Origin of the sequence: Comamonas sp. 4034, from assembly GCF_050434545.1 — a bacterium.
GTDB lineage: Bacteria > Pseudomonadota > Gammaproteobacteria > Burkholderiales > Burkholderiaceae_C > Comamonas > Comamonas odontotermitis.
The window spans coordinates 246,206-265,091 of the sequence record NZ_JBNDIT010000005.1 but is presented as its reverse complement, the minus strand read 5'-3'; the positions used below and the strand labels follow the sequence as shown (position 1 = coordinate 265,091).

The 18,886-nt window shown below is 62.1% G+C and carries 15 protein-coding genes and 1 pseudogene; 8 read left to right on the top strand and 8 right to left on the bottom strand.

Annotation, left to right across the window (positions count from 1 at the left end; all coding sequences use genetic code 11):
• Positions 1-151: 151 nt before the first annotated feature.
• A complete protein-coding gene (locus tag ABIE32_RS07985; protein WP_429015129.1) occupies positions 152-1,333 on the top strand; it encodes an IPTL-CTERM sorting domain-containing protein in 1,182 nt (393 codons plus the stop codon).
• 214 nt (positions 1,334-1,547) lie between these two features.
• On the opposite strand, the gene ABIE32_RS07980 is transcribed toward ABIE32_RS07985, so the two are convergent.
• Positions 1,548-2,522 carry a Bug family tripartite tricarboxylate transporter substrate binding protein gene (locus ABIE32_RS07980; protein ID WP_429015127.1) on the bottom strand — a complete coding sequence of 325 codons (975 nt, stop codon included), beginning with the start codon at positions 2,520-2,522 and terminating at the stop codon, positions 1,548-1,550.
• A gap of 104 nt (positions 2,523-2,626) precedes the next feature.
• Positions 2,627-4,102 (bottom strand): hypothetical protein, encoded by a 1,476-nt coding sequence (locus tag ABIE32_RS07975; protein ID WP_429015125.1) that lies wholly within the window; start codon positions 4,100-4,102, stop codon positions 2,627-2,629.
• A gap of 394 nt (positions 4,103-4,496) precedes the next feature.
• Between ABIE32_RS07975 and hemA the strand changes: the two genes are divergently transcribed.
• From hemA to ABIE32_RS07945, 6 genes are all read left to right on the top strand, one after another.
• Positions 4,497-5,804, top strand: coding sequence for a glutamyl-tRNA reductase (hemA, locus tag ABIE32_RS07970; RefSeq protein WP_429015123.1), 1,308 nt, complete (start codon positions 4,497-4,499; stop codon positions 5,802-5,804).
• Positions 5,805-5,919: 115 nt separating this feature from the next.
• Positions 5,920-7,005: a peptide chain release factor 1 gene (gene prfA, locus ABIE32_RS07965; RefSeq protein ID WP_429015122.1), complete on the top strand. Its 1,086-nt coding sequence runs from the start codon at positions 5,920-5,922 to the stop codon at positions 7,003-7,005.
• Between the two features lie 20 nt (positions 7,006-7,025).
• Positions 7,026-9,056, top strand: coding sequence for a PEP/pyruvate-binding domain-containing protein (locus ABIE32_RS07960; RefSeq protein ID WP_429015120.1), 2,031 nt, complete (start codon positions 7,026-7,028; stop codon positions 9,054-9,056).
• Between the two features lie 30 nt (positions 9,057-9,086).
• Entirely contained in the window at positions 9,087-9,944 is an 858-nt protein-coding gene (gene prmC / locus ABIE32_RS07955) for a peptide chain release factor N(5)-glutamine methyltransferase (RefSeq protein WP_429015118.1), read from the top strand.
• A 94-nt stretch (positions 9,945-10,038) separates the two neighbouring features.
• Positions 10,039-10,359, top strand: a complete 321-nt coding sequence (grxD, locus tag ABIE32_RS07950) for a Grx4 family monothiol glutaredoxin (protein ID WP_224150164.1) — start codon at positions 10,039-10,041, stop codon at positions 10,357-10,359.
• A 332-nt stretch (positions 10,360-10,691) separates the two neighbouring features.
• A complete protein-coding gene (locus ABIE32_RS07945; protein WP_224150165.1) occupies positions 10,692-12,029 on the top strand; it encodes a hemolysin family protein in 1,338 nt (445 codons plus the stop codon).
• 157 nt (positions 12,030-12,186) lie between these two features.
• Here the strand turns inward: ABIE32_RS07945 and ABIE32_RS07940 are convergent, their stop codons facing one another.
• On the bottom strand, positions 12,187-12,849 hold the full coding sequence (locus tag ABIE32_RS07940) for a lytic transglycosylase domain-containing protein (RefSeq protein ID WP_224150166.1): 663 nt from the start codon (positions 12,847-12,849) through the stop codon (positions 12,187-12,189).
• Positions 12,850-12,890: 41 nt separating this feature from the next.
• On the bottom strand, positions 12,891-14,636 hold the full coding sequence (locus ABIE32_RS07935; RefSeq protein ID WP_429015116.1) for a proline--tRNA ligase: 1,746 nt from the start codon (positions 14,634-14,636) through the stop codon (positions 12,891-12,893).
• 92 nt (positions 14,637-14,728) lie between these two features.
• Here ABIE32_RS07935 and ABIE32_RS07930 point away from each other — a divergent pair.
• A pseudogene (locus tag ABIE32_RS07930) lies at positions 14,729-15,254 on the top strand (RNA pyrophosphohydrolase); the annotation flags it as partial.
• A 301-nt stretch (positions 15,255-15,555) separates the two neighbouring features.
• Here the strand turns inward: ABIE32_RS07930 and proB are convergent.
• The 4 genes from proB to rplU form a co-directional block, all read right to left on the bottom strand.
• Positions 15,556-16,695 (bottom strand): glutamate 5-kinase, encoded by a 1,140-nt coding sequence (gene proB, locus ABIE32_RS07925; protein WP_224150169.1) that lies wholly within the window; start codon positions 16,693-16,695, stop codon positions 15,556-15,558.
• 87 nt (positions 16,696-16,782) lie between these two features.
• Positions 16,783-17,898, bottom strand: coding sequence for an Obg family GTPase CgtA (gene cgtA, locus ABIE32_RS07920; RefSeq protein ID WP_224150170.1), 1,116 nt, complete (start codon positions 17,896-17,898; stop codon positions 16,783-16,785).
• Between the two features lie 197 nt (positions 17,899-18,095).
• Positions 18,096-18,356: a 50S ribosomal protein L27 gene (gene rpmA, locus ABIE32_RS07915; RefSeq protein WP_184707125.1), complete on the bottom strand. Its 261-nt coding sequence runs from the start codon at positions 18,354-18,356 to the stop codon at positions 18,096-18,098.
• A 29-nt stretch (positions 18,357-18,385) separates the two neighbouring features.
• Positions 18,386-18,697 carry a 50S ribosomal protein L21 gene (gene rplU, locus ABIE32_RS07910; protein WP_184707123.1) on the bottom strand — a complete coding sequence of 104 codons (312 nt, stop codon included), beginning with the start codon at positions 18,695-18,697 and terminating at the stop codon, positions 18,386-18,388.
• Positions 18,698-18,886 lie beyond the last annotated feature (189 nt).

Below are 18,886 nucleotides of genomic sequence, written 5' to 3'. Positions count from 1 at the left end.
ATCCGGGCATCCATCCTCAATCGCTTCACCGAGCTGGGCACGCCCCAAACGGTGGCCGTGGCATAACTACGTCTGGGGTTTGGGGAGACTCAGTCCCAAACCGATTTATGCAACAAGGCCACCGGCCACTGCCGCCAACTCCACCCTGCGTGTGGTAACCCCAGCTGCCAACCCCGGCGTGGTGCTCGACCCTGCAACGGGTCAGGTCACCACCACGGCTGCCGTGCCCCCAGGTACCTACACCATCACCTATGAGTTGTGCGACTCTGCCAACCCAACGGTGTGCCAGGTAACGACGGCCACAGTGACGGTAACTCCTGCGGTGAACCCACAACCTGATTCGGGCACAACCCCTGCCGGAACTGCTGCTACGCCCATTGCCAATGTCCGCGTCAATGACACGGTAAACGGCCAACCGGCCACTGCCGCCAACTCCACCCTGCGTGTGGTAACCCCAGCTGCCAACCCCGGCGTGGTGCTCGACCCTGCAACGGGTCAGGTCACCACCACGGCTGCCGTGCCTCCAGGCACCTACACCATCACCTATGAGTTGTGCGACAGGCTGACTCCAGCGACCTGCGTCAACAATACGGCGACGGTGACGGTGACTCCTGCGGTGGGCCCACAACCTGATTCGGGCACAACCCCTGCCGGGACTGCTGCTACGCCCATTGCCAATGTGCGCGTCAATGACACCGTAAACGGCCAGCCAGCCACTGCCACCAACTCCACCCTGCGTGTGGTAACCCCAGCCGCCAACCCTGGCGTAGTGCTCGACCCTGCAACGGGTCAGGTCACCACCACGGCTGCTGTGCCTCCAGGCACCTACACCATCACCTATGAGTTGTGCGACAGGCTGACTCCAGCAACCTGCGTCAACAATACGGTGACGGTAACGGTAACTCCTGCGGTGGGCCCACAACCTGATTCGGGCACAACCCCTGCCGGGACTGCTGCTACGCCCATTGCCAATGTGCGCGTCAATGACACCGTAAACGGCCAACCGGCCACTGCCACCAACTCCACCATTACAGTAGGAACGGACAGTGCCACCCAAGCAGCCGCAGCGCAGGGTGTAGTGCTGGACCCTGCTACCGGTAGCGTCACCACCACCGCACGGACACCTGCCGGTACCTATACCCTGACCTACACCTTGTGCGACACCGCCAGTCCGGCGGTCTGCCAAGTAACAACTGTCACGGTGAATGTGACCGCATCTGCCGGCAATGGCGTCACCTCCGTGCCTACGCTGTCGGAGTACGGTTTGCTCATACTTGCCGCCATGATGGGGTTGCTGGGCTGGCAACAGTCGCGCCGCCGCCAGCGCATGTAAGGGCCTTGCTCCAAAACGAGAAAAGGAGCACTGGCACCTGAAAAACCGCAATTTTTTGGCAGACCTCTTCAGATGGTCTGCCAGTTTGCGGGCAAGATGGCCTGAGTCCGGTATTGCACTGGGCTCAGGCCGTTTTTATTTGATCTTGTGCTGGCGATGTTTGCGATACTGAAAGATCAGGTTCACCTCAGCAGGCTTTTCAAGCGATCTCGCCTTAATCCATCTTGGTACCCGATGCCTTGACGGCCGCCGCCCAGCGCGGCATTTCGCCCGTCAGGAACTTGGCGAACTCATCGGCGCCCAGGAAAGCAGGATCAGCGCCCTGCTCTACCATTCGCCCGCGCACATCGGGCATCTGCATCACCTGGCCAAAGGCACTGCTGAGCTTGGCCACCACCTCCTTGGGCGTACCAGCGGGCGCGAGGAAACCATAGAAACCTACCACCTCGAAGCCCTTGAGCCCGCTTTCGATGGCGGTAGGCACTTCGGGCAGCGCAGGGTTGCGCTCCTTGCTGGTCACGGCCAGTGCACGCACCTTGCCCTGCTTGTGGTAGGCGGCTGCCTGCGGAATGCTCTCGGCCATGAACTGGACCTGGCCACCCACCAGATCGGTGAAAGCCGGTGCGCTGCCCTTGTATGGGATATGAACCAGATCAAGGCTGGTCGTGCTCTTGAACATCTCGGGCACCAGATGGCTGATACCACCATTGCCCGCCGAACCGAAGTTGACCTTGCCAGGATTGGCCTTGGCATAGGCAATGAACTCCTGCAGATTCTGGGCCGGCACCTTGTTGTTGACCAGCAACGCCAGCGGCTGCATGGCCGTGCGTGCCACCGGCGTGAAATCCTTCAAGGTGCTGTAAGGCAGCTTGGGATAGAGCGCCGGGTTGATCACCATCACACCAGTATTGGCGAGCATCAAGGTGTAGCCGTCGGCGGGCGACTTCATCACATCCTGCGCACCCACCGCACCACCTGCGCCGGGCTTGTAATCCACGATGATGGGCTGGCCCAGCACGCCCTGGAGCTTGTCGGTCAGCAGACGGGCATGCTGATCCAGCGGACCGCCAGCCGGAAAGCCGATGACGACACGTATCGGTTTGGAGGGAAACGGCTGCTGCGCCTGCGCAGCGGTCACAAATGCCAGCCCAGCCACGACGGACAGGCCGATCAACACAAATTTCTTCATCGAGTGTCTCCCACAGGTTGTTATCAAAAGAGAAGCTTGCAGCGCAAGTTCTGCCTCATTTATAACGATAAAACTGCCTAAAAGCCTTTTACGGCAAGCGTCAGTTACTCACTTTTTTGATGGGTGCCGAGCATTCCCGGCAGTACAGGCGCCGAAACCTCCGGGGCGTGCCCCGCTGCCTTGCGACGCCTCCACACCCACAGCCACCCCAGGCATTGCAAGCCGGTCAGAAGCACCAGCATATCCAGCGCCAGTTGGGCAGCCCATAGATGCTTGCTCATGTCGCGCACGCCTTCCCCCAACAGCACGATGATGACCTGAGACACCACAAACAGCCCCAGCAGCAGGCTCCCCGCCGCCAACTGGCGCAGCCCGCTGGCATGGCGGCTGCGGCTGGCCGCAAAAAGCAGCAGGGAGCCCAACAGGAACAGCGGCGCCAGTGGCGTGATGGTACGCTCACGCACCTCGGTCATGCGTAGCAGCAGGTCCGTCACCCCAGATGCTCCGCCTTCCACCCGCCTGAGGTAGAAACTTCCAGGAAACACATGGAAGTACTGCACGGTGAAATGGCTGGGCAACGCATATTCGGCCAGGCGCCACAGAACTTGCGGATGGTGCAGATAGGGCCGCAGCACGTCGGCCTTGCCCATCTTGGGCGTGACGGGGTAGCAGGTGTGCTCGGTGTGCTGCACCTGGGTGCCGCCCGGGCCGGAGAGCGCATTGCCCCAGGCATCCACACCGATGCAGGCACGCCGGTCTGTCGGCACGCCCAAGTCATCGAGCTGCGCGGGCGTCAGCACCATGTACGAGCCCAGATACACCCCATGGTAGGCATTGAGCCCGGCATTCTTGCCGATCAGCAAGGGCACCAGGCACACCACTTGTACGGCCAACAGCAGCTTGAGGAGCGCCCTGTCGGGCACCATCCGCTGCCAACGGCTGGCAGCCCACACGCACACCAGCGCCAGCAGCGGCAGATAGAAGTACTGCACCTTGGCCAATCCGCACACCAGGGCCCCAAGGCCCAGGCACAGGAGCCGCACCGTCCGGCGCGATGCCAGCATACCCACCAGCAACAGGGGCAGTGCAACCAGGCATGCGTATTCGGCATAGAACGACTGGGCCATGCCGATGTTGTGCGCCATGAAGAATACGGCCAGCCAGCCCAGGGCAAAAACCGTGCACCACACCGCCCCGCGCTGCAATGCGGCTGCGCACTGCCAGGCCAGCACGCTGGCATACGCCAGCAGCAGCAGCTTGGCCGCCAGCGCGGTGCGGGAGATATCGAAAACCGCCCCCGGCAGGTAACGTTGCACCCAGCCTGCAAAGGTGAAGATGTGGGAAGCCAGTTCTGGATTGCCAGGCATGCGGAAGGGCCGCTCCGGCAGCGCCCAGCGAATGCCGTCCCCCATAGGGGTCAGGTACAGGTGACCGACAACGCGCTGAAAATCATTGGTATCGACAAACAACAAGGCCTGCGATCCGCAGATCAGGGCCACGCCAGCGACTCCCGCAGCAAAGAAACCAATAAAGAAAAGCCACCTGAAACGGCGGCTTGGCGGGGTCTGTGCGGAGTTCATCCCGCAATTATGTCTGAATTGTAAAGCTGCATGGAGCTAACGCCGCCAGCCACCAAGCACAGCCCACTGGCTAGTGGCGAGAGCCAATACCAGGAGTGCATAACCCGCCACACTTCCGTCGCGCCCCTGCCACAGCAGCGCTACAAAAAGCGCAGCACATCCTGCCAAAAAATGTAACGCCAACTGGCCATACCACGGCAAGAGCGGCACTGCCTTGCGCGCAAAGACCCAGCGTGCAAGCACCAGAAGCACTGACAGAGCTGCGGCTGGAGCACAAAAATTCAGCAGATGCCACAGACTGGCGATAGCAGGCATAAAACGAGGTGATTGATATAAGTCAAGGTGGTACTGACACGACAAGCGCTGGTTTGGCAGAGATTTTATAATCCATGCCATGGCAGTTTGGGCCCTGGGCATCAACCACACGACGGCGCCGGTCGATATACGCGGCCGGTTTGCATTTGCACTCGACAAGATTGCGCCGACTTTGCAGAGTCTGCGCTCCTCGATTTCGAGTGTGCACAGCCATGCCGGTGTGGAAACCGCCATCCTGTCCACCTGCAACCGCACCGAGATTTACTGCGCGGCCCGCGAGCCTGCGCTGGACCACACCCTGCGCTGGCTGGCCCAAAGCGGCAATCTGCCACCCGAGGCGCTGCAGAAATACACCTATTCCCTGCAGGACGGCTTTGCCGCGCGCCACGCCTTCCGTGTGGCCAGCGGGCTCGACTCCATGGTGCTGGGCGAGGCGCAGATTCTCGGCCAAATGAAAAATGCCGTGCGTGCCGCCGAAGACGCCGGCTCGCTGGGCACCACGCTCAACCAGCTCTTTCAGCGAAGCTTTGCAATCGCCAAGGAAGTGCGCTCATCCACCGAGATCGGCGCGCACAGCATCAGCATGGCAGCAGCGGCCGTGCGGCTGGCAGGCCAGCTGTTCGAGGACCTCACCAGGATCCGCGTCCTGTTTGTCGGCGCAGGCGAGATGATCGAGCTGTGTGCCACGCACTTTGCGGCCAAGCAGCCCGCGCACATCACCATCGCCAACCGCACCCTGGAGCGCGGCGAAAAGCTGGCCGCGCAGTTTGGCGCCAGCACCATGCGCCTGTCCGAGTTGCCCGATCACCTGCACGAGTACGACGCCATCATCAGCTGCACAGCGTCCAGCCTGCCCATCATTGGCCTGGGCGCCGTGGAAAGCGCGCTCAAAAAGCGCAAGCGCCGCCCGATCTTCATGGTCGATCTGGCCGTGCCGCGCGATATCGAAGCCGAGGTCAAGGACCTGGGCGATGTGTATCTCTACACCGTGGACGACCTGGCCCATGTCGTCAAGGCCGGGCAGGAGCTGCGTCAGGCAGCCGTGGTGCAGGCCGAAACCATCATCGACACCGGCGTGCAGCGCTTTGTGCAATGGATGGACCAGCGCGCCCCAGAGGGCGGCGCGGTACCACTCATCCAGCAGATTCATGCACAGGCCGACGTCTGGCGCGCAGCCGAGATAGAACGCGCCAAAAAGCGCCTGGCCAAGGGCGAAGATGTGGATGCCGTGCTCGAAGCCCTCTCGCGCGGCCTCGCGCAGAAGATGTTGCACGGCACCATGGCCGAGCTGCACGCGGGCGACGCCGATGCACGCGCACAGACCGCCGATGTGGTCTCACGCCTCTTTCTGCGTGGCCAGCGCGGCGGCCACCAATCCGGCTTGTAGCGACGCTGCTCCCGCTGCAGCCACCCGCCCCTTCCCTTCCTCTTTTCGCTCCTGTTTTTGATAGCGCGTCACTTGTACGGCTGCTGCTGCAGGGCTATTTGACACCAAAATTATCATGAAAGACTTCCTCCGCCAACAGCTGGAACGCTATGCCGAACGCCTCAAGGAGCTGGATTTCCTGCTCTCGCGCGAAGACATCATGGCCAACATGCCGCAGTTCATGAAGCTCTCGCGCGAGCACACCGATGTGGCGGCCGTGGCCGAACGCTATGCACGCTTTGCGCAGGTGGAATCGGACATTGCAGGTGCCCGCGACATGCTGGCCGACCCAGACATGGCCGACATGGCGCAGGAAGAAATCACCAACGGCGAAGCGGAGCTGGAACAACTGGCAGCCCAGTTGCAGCGCATGCTGCTGCCCAAGGACCCGGATGACGCCCGCCCCGCCTTCGTCGAAGTGCGGGCAGGCACCGGCGGCGACGAATCGGCGCTGTTTGCCGGCGACATCACCCGCATGTACACGCGCTACGCCGAACGCATGGGCTGGAAGGTCGAGATCATGAGCGCCAACGAGGCAGAACTCGGTGGTTACAAGGAAGTGGTGCTGCGCATCGATGGCGGTGACAACGTATACGGCACCCTGCGTTTTGAAAGCGGCGGCCACCGCGTGCAACGCGTCCCCGCCACCGAGACGCAGGGCCGTATCCACACCAGCGCCTGCACCGTGGCCGTGATGCCCGAGCCCGACGAGCAGCAGGCCATCACCCTGAACCCGGCCGACCTGCGCATTGATACCTTCCGCGCCAGCGGCGCAGGCGGCCAGCACATCAACAAAACCGATTCGGCCGTGCGCGTGGTGCACTTGCCCACCGGCATCGTTGCCGAATGCCAGGACGGCCGCAGCCAGCACAGCAACAAGGCCAAGGCGCTGCAGGTGCTGCAGGCGCGCATCCAGGAAAAGGAGCGCAGCGAGCGCGCCGCCAAGGAAGCGGCCATGCGCAAGGGCCTGATCGGCTCGGGCGACCGCAGCGACCGCATCCGCACCTACAACTTTCCACAAGGCCGCTGCACCGACCACCGTATCAATCTGACCCTGTACAAACTGAGCTTCATCATGGATGGCGACCTGAAAGAGTTGATGGACGCCCTGCAATCGGAGCGTGAGGCCGAGCTGCTGGCCGAGCTGGAAGTCAACCAGTAAACCAGCAAGACTGGCGCACCATGTTCACCCACCGCCCCGGTATTGCCATACGCTCGGCGTTGTGCGTTGCATTGGCACTGGCTGCCAGTGGCGCCTCCGCCCAACTGGCGCGCAAGCCATCCATGTACGAAGACGGTCGCGCGGCTGGCACCGCCGCGCCGCAGGAGCTGATGGCGCGGCCTGCAGGCACGCCGACGCCCTCGCAAGCCATGGGCAATCACAGCAGCCAGCCTTTTGCGGCAGCGCTGCATAGCCAGGCGGAGTTTGACCAGTTCGCCCGCGTCTACAACACAGGCACGCCGCTGGCCCAGCCCCATGTCATCTTTGTGATCGATCGCCAGGCCCGGCCGGCACCTCGCCTGTATTTCATCAACACCCCCCGTTTTCAGTTGCACGACCGCTTTCTGCGCGAGCAAGGCCTGCTCGCGGGCGGCAAGGAGGCATTGAACCGCAACTACCGTGACGCGGGCCGCCGCTTCATTCTGGGCACGCTCAGCTGGCAGCCGCAGATCGATGGCTTTGTGTACGAGTTCTGGGAAGGCGACCAGCTGACCGCCACCCTGCTGCGCGAGACCGAAGCCCGCCTGCAAGGCAGCTTTTTTGCGCCCGTGCGCTTCAAGGCCAACTCCAGCGCGCAGGAACAGGTGGCTGCTGGCGCAGGCATCGCGCCGGTCACGCAAAGCGCCCTGATCGGACAGCAACGCTTCTTGCCGCTGAACCCAGGCCAGGCCGTAGGCCGCCTGCGCCTGGTGGACGATATCGACCAGGCGCGCGACCTGCTGCCCAGCGACATCGTCGTGCTGCGCCAGGTGCCCATCACCCTGCCACCCGTCGCTGGCGTGGTGACCGAGCAGCCCTCCACCATGGTCTCGCACGTCAACCTGCTCGCCAGGGGCTGGGGGGTGCCCAATGCCTATGTGCGCGATGCCAGCCGCGTGCTGGCGGCCCACAACGGCCAATGGGTACAGTTGACCGTAGGCGCCAAGGACTACCAGCTGCGTGCCGCAACGGCCGACGAGCGCGAGAACGCCATCCAGAAATCGGCGCTCAAGCGCAGCGTTGCGGGCGCCAGCATCCACAAGGACACGCGAACGACCGCCCTGCAGCCGCTGGCTGCCCTGCGCGCGCAAAATCGCAGCCAATGCGGTGCCAAGGCCGCCAATCTGGGCGAGGTGCGACATGCCGCCATAGCGGGCATCAGTGTGCCGGACGGCTTTTGTGTGCCCTTTGGCAGCTACACCAGTGCCATGCAACGCTTTGGCCTGGCAGAAAAAATGGCGCGCATGCAGCAGCAGCCCGGCTTTGACAGCGACGCCGCCGTGCGCCGCACTGCTTTGGCAGCGCTGCGCGCCGAGATCGAGCAGATGCCGCTGGACGCCATCCTCACCCAGCATCTGCAGGCACGCTGGGCCAGCCAGTTGCAGGCAGCAGGCGTGTTCGTGCGCAGCTCATCCAGTTCGGAAGACCTGCCCGGCTTTAGCGGAGCGGGCCTCTACACCACCGTGCCCAACGTGAAGGGCGAAGCCGCGCTGCTGGACGCCGTGCGCAAGGTGTGGGCCTCGGTCTTCAATTTCGAGGCCTGGGAGGCGCGCCGCGCCGCAGGCATTGCGCAGGACGCCGTCGCCATGGCCGTGCTGGTGCAAAAGGCCGTGGATTCTGACGCCTCGGGCGTGATGGTGACGCGCGACCCGCTGGGTGGCACGTCGCACAGCGTTTTCATTGCTGCCAAGCGCGGCATCGGCATCCGCGTGGTGGAGGGCCGCCGCGTAGCCGAGCAGGTGCTGTACTCGCGTCGCAGCCGCGCCGTGCAGGTGCTCAGCCGCTCTGCCGAAGACACCGAACTGCGCCTTGCGCCCGGTGGTGGCGTGCAGGAAGTGGCAGTGGCACAGCGCCAGGTGCTGACGGATGCACTGGTGCAACGCCTGGCAGATGCAGGTGCGGCGATCGAGGCGCGCTTTAGCGCGCGCACGCAGGACATCGAATGGGCCGTGGCCGGAGACCGTATCCTGATCCTGCAATCCAGGCCTTTTGTGCAGTCTGCGCGCAACTAGCAAGCGCAGATTGCTATCAAAATCATAGAAATGAATGCATCCACACCCATGACGGTCGCACAGGCGCTGGCCCAGGCAGCTGCCCAAGGCATCGCGCGCATCGATGCGCAGATGCTGCTGCTGCACCTGTGCGGCCAGCCCACACACAGCCGCGCCTGGCTCATCACCCATGACGGCGATGCCTTGAGCGCCGAGCAGGCGGCGCAGTGGCAGCAGTTGCTGCAACGCCGCGCAGACGGCGAGCCCGTGGCCTACCTGACCGGCCATAAAGGCTTTTACGGACTGGATCTGGCGGTGGACGCCCGTGTGCTGGACCCGCGCCCTGACACCGAAACTCTGGTGGACTGGGCACTGGAGCTGCTGCCCGGCAACGGGGAAGGCCCGCCACAGCTGCGCTTGGCCGATCTGGGCACCGGCAGCGGTGCCATTGCACTGGCCCTGCAGCATGAGCGGCCCGCCGCCGAGGTGTGGGCGGTGGATGCGAGCCTCGATGCGATTGCCGTCGCCAGGGCCAATGCGGCGCGGCTGCAATTGCGCGTCCACTTTGCCCACAGCCACTGGCTGTCGGCGCTGCATGGCGACTTTGATGCCATCGTCACCAACCCGCCCTATATCCGCGATGACGACCCGCACATGCCCGCGCTGCGCCATGAGCCACGCCAGGCCCTGACGAGCGGCGCCGACGGCCTAGACGATATCCGCCATATCGTGAACACCGCGCCGCAGTACCTGCGAAGCGGCGGGTGGCTGCTGATCGAGCACGGCTGGGACCAGGCGGGCGATGTACGCGCCCTGCTCGCAGCACGGGGTTTTGCCCAGGTACAAAGCCGCAAGGACCTTGCTGGCATCGAGCGCGCCAGCGGCGGACAATGGACTTCCGTGAAATAATGGTTTCCATCCGGCTTGATATGGGGCGGTCTGCCCTTACCTAAGCGCTAATTCACACAACACTGAAACCACTCTCCCAAGACGGAGCCAACCCATGAGCGATACCCAACAACGCATCGACCAACTGGTCAAGGGCAATGACATCGTGCTGTTCATGAAGGGAACAGCCAGCTTTCCACAGTGCGGCTTCTCCGGCCGCGCCGTGCAGATCCTCAAGGCCAGCGGCGTTGATGCCAGGAACATCACCACCGTGAACGTGCTGGAAGATCCCGAAATCCGCGAAGGCATCAAGAACTACAGCCAGTGGCCCACCATTCCCCAGCTGTACGTGAAGGGCGAATTCATCGGTGGCTCGGACATCATGATGGAAATGTACGAATCGGGTGAATTGCAGCAACTGGTGGCTGCGGCCTGATCCAGATCAATTCCTCATGAAAGCCGCCTACAAGGCGGCTTTTTTGTGCGCGCCACGCAGCTCTTGCAATGGCCTTGTCGCCGCTGGCGGCAGGCGCATGCGGTAAGCTGGCTGGGGTTTGGCATTGCGCCCTTCAAGAGCGGCAAGCCCAACCATGCCAATCTGGCGCTGCAAAGCCTGCAGCGCCGCCCTCACGAAAGCACTTGCCAGCCGCTTGGCTGGCATGCGACCATTGAACAAATTTCAAGAATCGGCAGTGCCCACGCGCCCTGCCAACGCTTTCGCCGATAGATGCGAGCAGCCGGTCTGCACTGCTCCAACCGTTTTTGCTTATGAATGTGACGCAGAGCCTCCTCACCATTGCCTTGCTGATTGCCCTCAGCGCCTTTTTCTCCACGGCGGAGATCTCGCTGGCCGCTTCGCGCCGCCTGCGGTTGCGGCAAATGGTGGACGATGGCGATGCGCGAGCTGCCCTTGTCATCCGCACGCAAGAGCAGCCGGGCGAATATTTCACGGTGGCGCAGATCGGTGTCAACGCAGTCGCCATTCTGGGCGGCGTGGTCGGCGAAGGCGCGCTCACCCCCTTCTTTGCAGCATGGACCGAGCCCTGGCTGGGCACCGAGCGCGCCGCCACCGTTGGGTTTCTCGCCTCGTTCACCCTGGTGACTTCGCTGTTCATCCTGCTGGCCGATCTGCTGCCCAAGCGCCTGTCGATGACTGAGCCCGAGCGCCTGGCCGTGCTGGTGTGCCGGCCCATGCAGTGGCTCACGGTAGTGTTCAAGCCGCTGGTGTGGCTTTTCAACCGGCTGGCTACAGGCCTCACACAGCTCCTGGGCCTGCCCACGGTGCGGGACGAGCGCATCACCTCCGAAGACATCCTCGCGCTGACCGAAGTGGGCGCCAAGACCGGCCTGCTCGCCATCGGAGAGCAGCAGGTGATCGCCAATGTGTTCGAGCTTGACTCGCGCACCGTGGGCTCGGCCATGACGCAGCGCGATCGCATTGCCTTCTTCTACCAGGACGACAGCGACGACATCATTCGCGCCCGCATCGCCGAAGAGCCGTTTTCCACCTACCCGGTGTGCGTGGGCGACATCGACCATGTGGTGGGCTATGTCGATGCCAAGGATCTGTTCCAGCGCGTGCTGAACAACCAGCCCATCAAGCTGACCGACGAAGCCTTGGTGCACAAGGCGCTGGTGGTGCCCGACCGGCTGACGCTGGCCGAGGTGCTCACCCAGTTCCGCCAGGCGCACGAGGATTTCGCCATCATCGTCAACGAATACAGCCTGGTGGTTGGCGTTGTCACGCTGAACGATGTGATGAGCACCGTGATGGGTGACCTGGTCGGCCCGTCGGATGAAGAGCTGATCGTGCGCCGTGACGAGACATCATGGCTGATCGATGGCATCACACCCATCGAGGATGTGGAACGCGCCCTGCTGCTGAACGAGTTGCCGCATGCCGAAGAGTACGAGACCCTGGCGGGTTTCCTGATGGTGATGCTGCGCCGCATCCCCCGCCGCACGGACAAGGTCGTCTGGGGCAAGTATCAGTTCGAGGTGATGGACGTGGACAGCTATCGCGTCGACCAGGTGCTGGTGACCGTGGTCGATCCCAACAAGGTACCCGACACGCCGGTGCCGCCGTCCACGCCACCGGTCGCCTGACACACTGAGCCGCCTCGCCAGGACTGCATTCACGCTATGTGGCCCCGAACGGAGAAGCAACAAAAAACCACCTCACGGTGGTTTTTGTATTTTCAGGCTTTGGCACTTACTGAGTGGACGCAGGCAGCTATCAATCTAGGAGCAATCAGATTATTGATCAGGCTTCCGTTTTGTTTTCAAACAGCCATTGGCGCTGCGCGCCGTACACGAGGTTGGGATAGGTATCCTTGCCTCGGCTGCCGTTGTAGCGGCCCAGGGCCATGAACAGGTCGCCGTTTTCACGGTCGATGTAGTGGCGCAGGATGACGCAGCCAAAACGCAGGTTGGTCTGCATGTGGAACAGCTTGCCTGGATCGCCGTCGCCGATCACCCGCGTCCAGAAAGGCATCACCTGCATGTAGCCGCGTGCACCCACGTTGGACATGGCGTACTTGCGAAAACCGCTTTCCACCTGCACGAGTCCGAGCACCAGCGATTCGTCAAGACGCGCACGCTTGGCCTCATACCACACGGTCTGCAGGAAATCGCGGCGCACTTCCCAATCGGGCTTGCGGCGGCGCAAGCGGTCGCTCATTGAGCCAAGCCAGCGCAGGTAGCGTATCTTGGCTTCGGTCGAGACGAACACCGGCTCGGGAGGTGCTGCACTGTTGATGGCGGCACTGAGAGCCGAGCGCACGGAGTCGATCAGGGGCTCTTCCAGCTGGCCGCCCGCATGCGCAGCCTGTGGTGCAGCCAGCCACGCGCCCGGCCCCGCCAGCAGCGAAGCCATGGCCGCGCGGCGCGATACACCTGCGGATGAAACAATGGACGAACCCGTCATCTCGACAATCCCTCAGAACGACTCTGCGCTTGTGCGCTTTTTTAAGATTTTTGAATACGGCTGGTGACAAAGCCCAGCACGTCAGCCACGGCCACCTTGGTGGCGGCGGTATCCCGGCGGTGTTGGTACTCCACCATGCCTTCCTGCAAACCACGGTCACCCAGCACCACGCGGTGGGGCACGCCGATCAGCTCCCAGTCGGCAAACATGGCGCCAGGGCGCTCGCCGCGGTCATCCAGTATCACATCCACGCCCGCAGCCAACAAGTCTGCGTGTAGCTTTTCAGCCGCAGTCTTCACGGCTTCGCTGCGGTCCATGCCGATGGGGCAGACCACCACGGTAAACGGCGCAATCGCGTCGGGCCAGATGATGCCGCGCTCGTCATGGTTCTGTTCGATGGCAGCAGCTGGCAGGCGCGTGACGCCAATGCCGTAGCAGCCCATCTCGAATTCGGCAGGCTTACCGTTCTCGGCCAGGAAGGTCGCCTTCATTGCCTTGGAGTACTTGGTGCCAAGGTAGAACACATGACCGATCTCGATGCCGCGCTCGATCAGCAGCTCGCCCTTGCCGTCGGGCGATTTGTCGCCAGCCACCACATTGCGCAGGTCGGCCACCACTTCAGGCTCGGGCAGATCGCGGCCAAAGTTAACACCTGTCAAATGGTAATCGGCCTCATTGGCGCCGCAGACCCAGTCGGCCATCACGGCTACATCGCGGTCTACCACCAGCTTGACGGGCTTCTTCAGATTGACCGGGCCCAGGTAACCAGGCTGGCAGCCAAAATGGTCTTCAATCTCGGCCACCGTCGCAAAGCGGAAATCCGCCAAGCCCGGCACCTTGCCAACCTTGATCTCGTTCATGTCATGGTCGCCGCGCAACAGCAGCAGCCAGACCTGGGTTTTGACGATATCACCCGCCTCGTTGCGCTCGTCGGTCGCCAGCACCAGCGATTTGACGGTGTTCTGCAGGGGCAGCTTCAAAAGCTCTGCCACATCAGCGCAGGTGCTCTTGCCGGGCGTGGCGGTCTTGGCCATGGCCTGGGCGGCAGCGGGGCGCGCCTGCACAGGTGCCAGAGCCTCGGCCTTTTCGATGTTGGCCGCGTAGTCGCTGTCAGGGCAGTAGACGATGGCGTCTTCACCCGTGGCGGCAATCACCTGAAATTCTTCGCTCAAGTCGCCACCGATGGCGCCGCTGTCGGCTCGCACGGCACGGTACTGCAGACCGAAGCGGTCGAAGATGCGCTTGTAAGCGGCGCGCATGGTCTGGTAGCTGATCTGGGCGGCATCGCGGTCCTTGTCGAAGGAGTAGGCGTCCTTCATGATGAACTCGCGGCCACGCATCAGGCCAAAGCGGGGGCGACGCTCGTCGCGGAACTTGGTCTGGATCTGGTAGAGGTTCTTGGGCAGCTGCTTGTAGCTCTTGAACTCCTGGCGGGCGATATCGGTCACTACCTCTTCGCTGGTGGGCTGGATCACAAAATCGCGCTCGTGGCGGTCCTGGATGCGCAGCAACTCGGGGCCCATCTTCTCGAAACGGCCGGTTTCCTGCCACAGCTCTGCCGGTTGCACCACGGGCATCGATACCTCGATGGCGCCTGCACGGTTCATCTCTTCGCGCACGATGGCTTCGACCTTGCGGATCACACGCAGCCCCATCGGCATGTAGTTGTAGATGCCGGCACCGAGCTTTTTGATCATGCCGGCGCGGGTCATCAGCTGGTGGCTGACGATTTCAGCGTCCGCAGGCGCTTCCTTCAAGGTCGAGATGAGAAATTGCGAAGCTTTCATAGTCTGTAGCAATGAGCCTAGTAGTTGCCCGCTTGAAGATGGCTTCAAGGCGCAGGCATAATGGACACAGTTTAAAAAATTGGGGTTAGATTATGCTGGACCGAGATGGCTTTAGGCCAAACGTCGGCATCATCCTGCTCAACCAGCGCAATCAGGTGTTTTGGGGCAAGCGCATCCGCACCCACAGCTGGCAGTTTCCGCAGGGCGGTATCGACCGTGGAGAAACCCCCGAGCAGGCGATGTTTCGAGAGCTGCATGAAGAAGTGGGCTTGCGACCAGAGCATGTCCGTATTGTGGCTAGAACGCGTGACTGGTTGCGATACGAGGTGCCCGAGCGCTTCATTCGACGCGATGCAAGAGGCTATTATCGCGGACAAAAGCAAATATGGTTTTTGCTCCAGTTAACCGGCAACGATTGGGACCTGAATCTGCGTGCCACCAACCACCCCGAGTTCGATGCCTGGCGCTGGAACGATTACTGGGTGCCGCTCGATGTGGTGGTGGAGTTCAAGCGCGGCGTGTACGAGATGGCTCTGACCGAGCTGTCGCGCTATGTGCCCCGCCAGGACGCCCGCAACCGCTACCTGCGCAGCAATGCGCGCCAGCGCGACCATGAGCATGGCGAGCATTACCCGGCAGCGCTTCCCGCGCAGGCCGTGACTGAGACGCTGCAGGTGACTGTGACCACCACTACGGTCAGCTACCACTCGCCGCTGCGTATGATGCAGGAGATGGAGCTGCCCCCGGGCGCCAGCTTCGACCCCGATCCGGCCAACGCCACCCGCAGCAACCCGCCTTCCGGCAAGGCATGACCCAGCCTGTATCCCGCTGAAACACAAAAGCGCCCCTCCGGGCGCTTTTGTTTTGATAGCCGCCTGCGCCCTGCTACCGAGCACCGGAAGCCCATTTCATCCATGGTTCAGTGGCCAGTCAGCACCATGTTGTCACGGTGCAGCATTTCAGGCTCGCCGGTATAGCCCAGCAGTTGCTCGAATTCGCCAGAGGGCTTGCGGCACAGGCGGCGCGCCTCGGTACTGCCATAGTTGGCAAGGCCCCGCGCCAGCTCGATACCTTCGGGGTCGCGCACGCCAATCACTTCGCCGCGCGAGAATTCGCCATGCACGCTGACCATGCCGATGGGCAGCAGGCTCTTGCCTTCGCTGCGCAGCTTTTGCGCAGCACCAGCATCCACCGTCACATAGCCATGCATCTGCAGGTGGTCCATCATCCATTGCTTGCGAGCTTGGTTCTTGTGGGTATCGGCCACCAGCAAGGTGCCAATTGCCTCACCCGCCACCAGGCGCAGCAGCGCGTTCTGCTCGCGCCCCCAGGCGATGACGGTCGATGCACCCGAACCCGCCGCCCGCTTGGCCGCCAGAATCTTGGTCAGCATGCCACCCTTGCCGATGCCGGAGCCCGCGCCGCCTGCCATGGCCTCCAGCTTCAGATCGCCCGCCTGCGCCTCGTGCACGAACTGGGCATCGGGGTTCTTGCGTGGATCTGCGGTGTAGAGGCCCTTCTGGTCCGTCAGGATCACCAGTGCATCGGCTTCCACCAGGTTGGCCACCAGCGCACCCAGGGTGTCGTTGTCGCCAAACTTGATTTCGTCGTTGACCACGGTGTCGTTCTCATTGATCACCGGCACCACGCCCAGCTGCAGCAAGGTCAGGAGCGTGACACGCGCGTTCAGGTAGCGCTCGCGGTCTGCCAGATCGGCGTGCGTCAGCAGCACCTGGGCGCTACCCAGATTCTGTTCGCGCAGCTTGGTTTCGTACATCTGCACGAGACCCATCTGGCCGACGGCAGCAGCGGCCTGCAGCTCATGAATCTCCTTGGGGCGCTGGTGCCAGCCCAGACGCTTCATGCCCTCGGCAACGGCGCCGCTGGAGACCATGATGACTTCGCGCTTGATGCCGTCATCGCCATGCACCAGGGCCGCAAGCTGGCGGCTCCATTCGGTGATGGCGCCTTCATCCAGGCCTTTGCCTTCGTTGGTGACCAGACTGGAGCCGACCTTGACCACGATGCGACGTGCGTCGCGCAGAACATTCGATGCCATTTTTTGCTTTTTCTGGCGTTTGCGCCCGCCTGGCAAGCGCAAGCAGCTATCAATAAATGAGTAACCTATGGATGCAGCGGCCGCCGCTCAATCGGGCGACGAAAAACGCGGATCGTCCGAGTAATCGGGCTGCTCCAGTTCAGCACCTGCCACAAAGCGCGGATCCACCTCTTGCGGCTCCTGCTCTGCCTTTTGCATGCTGTGCACGAACTGGAAGATTTCCTTGATCAGCGGCTCACAGCCCTCACGCGTCAGGGCCGAGATTTCATACACCGGCCCCTTCCACTTGTAGCGCTTGACGAAATCCTTGACCTTGGCGGCACGTTCCTCGACCGGAATCATGTCCAGCTTGTTGAGCACCAGCCAGCGCGGCTTGCTGTAGAGTTCTTCGTCGTATTTCTTCAACTCTGCCACGATCGCCTTGGCCTGCGCAACGGGATCCACACCCTCGTCGAACGGCGCCAGATCAACGATATGCAGCAGCAAGCGTGTGCGCTGCAGGTGCCGCAGAAACTGGTGACCCAGGCCCGCCCCATCGGATGCGCCTTCGATCAGGCCCGGAATGTCGGCCACGACAAAGCTCTTTTCGGGCCCTACGCGCACCACACCCAGGTTGGGGTGCAAGGTGGTGAACGGGTAGTCGGCAATCTTGGGGCGTGCGTTGGATACCGCCGAGATGAAGGTGGATTTGCCAGCATTGGGCATACCCAGCAGACCCACGTCTGCCAGCACCTTCAACTCCAGCTTCAGGTTGCGGCGCTCACCTTTCCAGCCAGGGGTTTTCTGGCGCGGGGCACGGTTGATGGCGCTCTTGAAACGCAGGTTGCCAAAGCCGCCGTCACCGCCCTTGGCAATGGTGATCACCTCGCCGGGGTTGAGCAGTTCAAAAAGCACCTCACCGGTTTCAGCGTCGGTGATGATGGTGCCCACCGGCATGTGCAAGGTGATGTCCTTGCCGGCGGCACCAAACATGTCCGATCCCTTGCCATGCTCGCCCCGCTCCGCATCATGGCGGCGCGAGTAGCGGTAGTCGATCAGGGTGTTGAGGTTGACATCGGCCAGTGCGTACACGTGGCCACCACGACCGCCGTCGCCACCATCGGGGCCGCCGAATTCCTTGTATTTTTCGTGGCGGAACGACACACAGCCATTGCCACCATCGCCAGCTGCAATGTCAATAAACGCTTCATCTACGAATTTCATGGTCGTTATCCACCCGCCCCGATACCGGGAATACGGGATTTGTCTGCTGCACTGCACCTTGCCGAGATGCCCGGCTGCAGCGCTGCCAAAACCGTTATTGTCGCATCCACAGCAACAGCGGCATGACCCAAAAACACCAAAGCCCCGCCGATGCGGGGCTTTGACCAGGGCCGAAGCCCAGGAGACACTTGTTTGTCTTAAGCAGCCTTGGTGATGCTCACCGTGTGCTTGGACAGAGCGCCCTTGGTTTCGAAGGTCACATGACCATCGACCAGAGCAAACAAGGTGTGATCCTTGCCCACGCCGACATTGGTGCCGGGATGGAACTTGGTGCCGCGCTGGCGAACGATGATGGAACCTGCGCTGATCAATTGACCACCGAAAGCCTTCACACCCAGCATTTTTGGCTTGGAATCACGTCCATTTCGCGTAGAGCCGCCGCCTTTTTTCTGTGCCATGAGATATAGCTCCTGTTAAGCTGCCAACATTAAGCAGCAATTGCACCGATTTGCAGTTCGGTGAACTGCTGGCGATGGCCTTGACGCTTCTGATAGTGCTTACGACGACGCATCTTGAAAATGCGCACCTTGTCGTGCTTACCATGGGCTACCACCGTAGCCTTAACCGTTGCACCGGACACCAAGGGCGTGCCGATCTTCAGTTCTGCGCCGTCGCCGACTGCCAGGACCTGATCGATCACGATTTCTTGGCCTACGTCCGCAGCAATCTGTTCTACCTTGATTTTTTCGCCGGAAGCAACGCGATACTGCTTGCCGCCGGTTTTTATGACCGCGTACATATGAACCTCTAAAAGGGGATAGCTTGCAAAGAAATTTCGCAAGAGCCGAAGATTCTATCACGCTCCTCAAAAAGCTGCAAGCAGTACTCTCATCCAGTCTTCTGGCGCATGTAAAGGGCACATCACCAAGGCTGGCACCGGGGCATGTGCACCAGGATTACTGCCACGGTTTCTATAATGCTGCATCCA

Coding starts and splice junctions, on each gene's coding strand:
- ABIE32_RS07980 (WP_429015127.1), bottom strand. CDS start 2,522: ATGAAGAAATTTGTGTTGATCGGCCTGTCCGTCGTGGCTGGGCTGGCA.
- ABIE32_RS07975 (WP_429015125.1), bottom strand. CDS start 4,102: ATGAACTCCGCACAGACCCCGCCAAGCCGCCGTTTCAGGTGGCTTTTC.
- hemA (WP_429015123.1), top strand. CDS start 4,497: ATGGCAGTTTGGGCCCTGGGCATCAACCACACGACGGCGCCGGTCGAT.
- prfA (WP_429015122.1), top strand. CDS start 5,920: ATGAAAGACTTCCTCCGCCAACAGCTGGAACGCTATGCCGAACGCCTC.
- ABIE32_RS07960 (WP_429015120.1), top strand. CDS start 7,026: ATGTTCACCCACCGCCCCGGTATTGCCATACGCTCGGCGTTGTGCGTT.
- prmC (WP_429015118.1), top strand. CDS start 9,087: ATGAATGCATCCACACCCATGACGGTCGCACAGGCGCTGGCCCAGGCA.
- grxD (WP_224150164.1), top strand. CDS start 10,039: ATGAGCGATACCCAACAACGCATCGACCAACTGGTCAAGGGCAATGAC.
- ABIE32_RS07945 (WP_224150165.1), top strand. CDS start 10,692: ATGAATGTGACGCAGAGCCTCCTCACCATTGCCTTGCTGATTGCCCTC.
- ABIE32_RS07940 (WP_224150166.1), bottom strand. CDS start 12,849: ATGACGGGTTCGTCCATTGTTTCATCCGCAGGTGTATCGCGCCGCGCG.
- ABIE32_RS07935 (WP_429015116.1), bottom strand. CDS start 14,636: ATGAAAGCTTCGCAATTTCTCATCTCGACCTTGAAGGAAGCGCCTGCG.
- proB (WP_224150169.1), bottom strand. CDS start 16,695: ATGGCATCGAATGTTCTGCGCGACGCACGTCGCATCGTGGTCAAGGTC.
- cgtA (WP_224150170.1), bottom strand. CDS start 17,898: ATGAAATTCGTAGATGAAGCGTTTATTGACATTGCAGCTGGCGATGGT.
- rpmA (WP_184707125.1), bottom strand. CDS start 18,356: ATGGCACAGAAAAAAGGCGGCGGCTCTACGCGAAATGGACGTGATTCC.
- rplU (WP_184707123.1), bottom strand. CDS start 18,697: ATGTACGCGGTCATAAAAACCGGCGGCAAGCAGTATCGCGTTGCTTCC.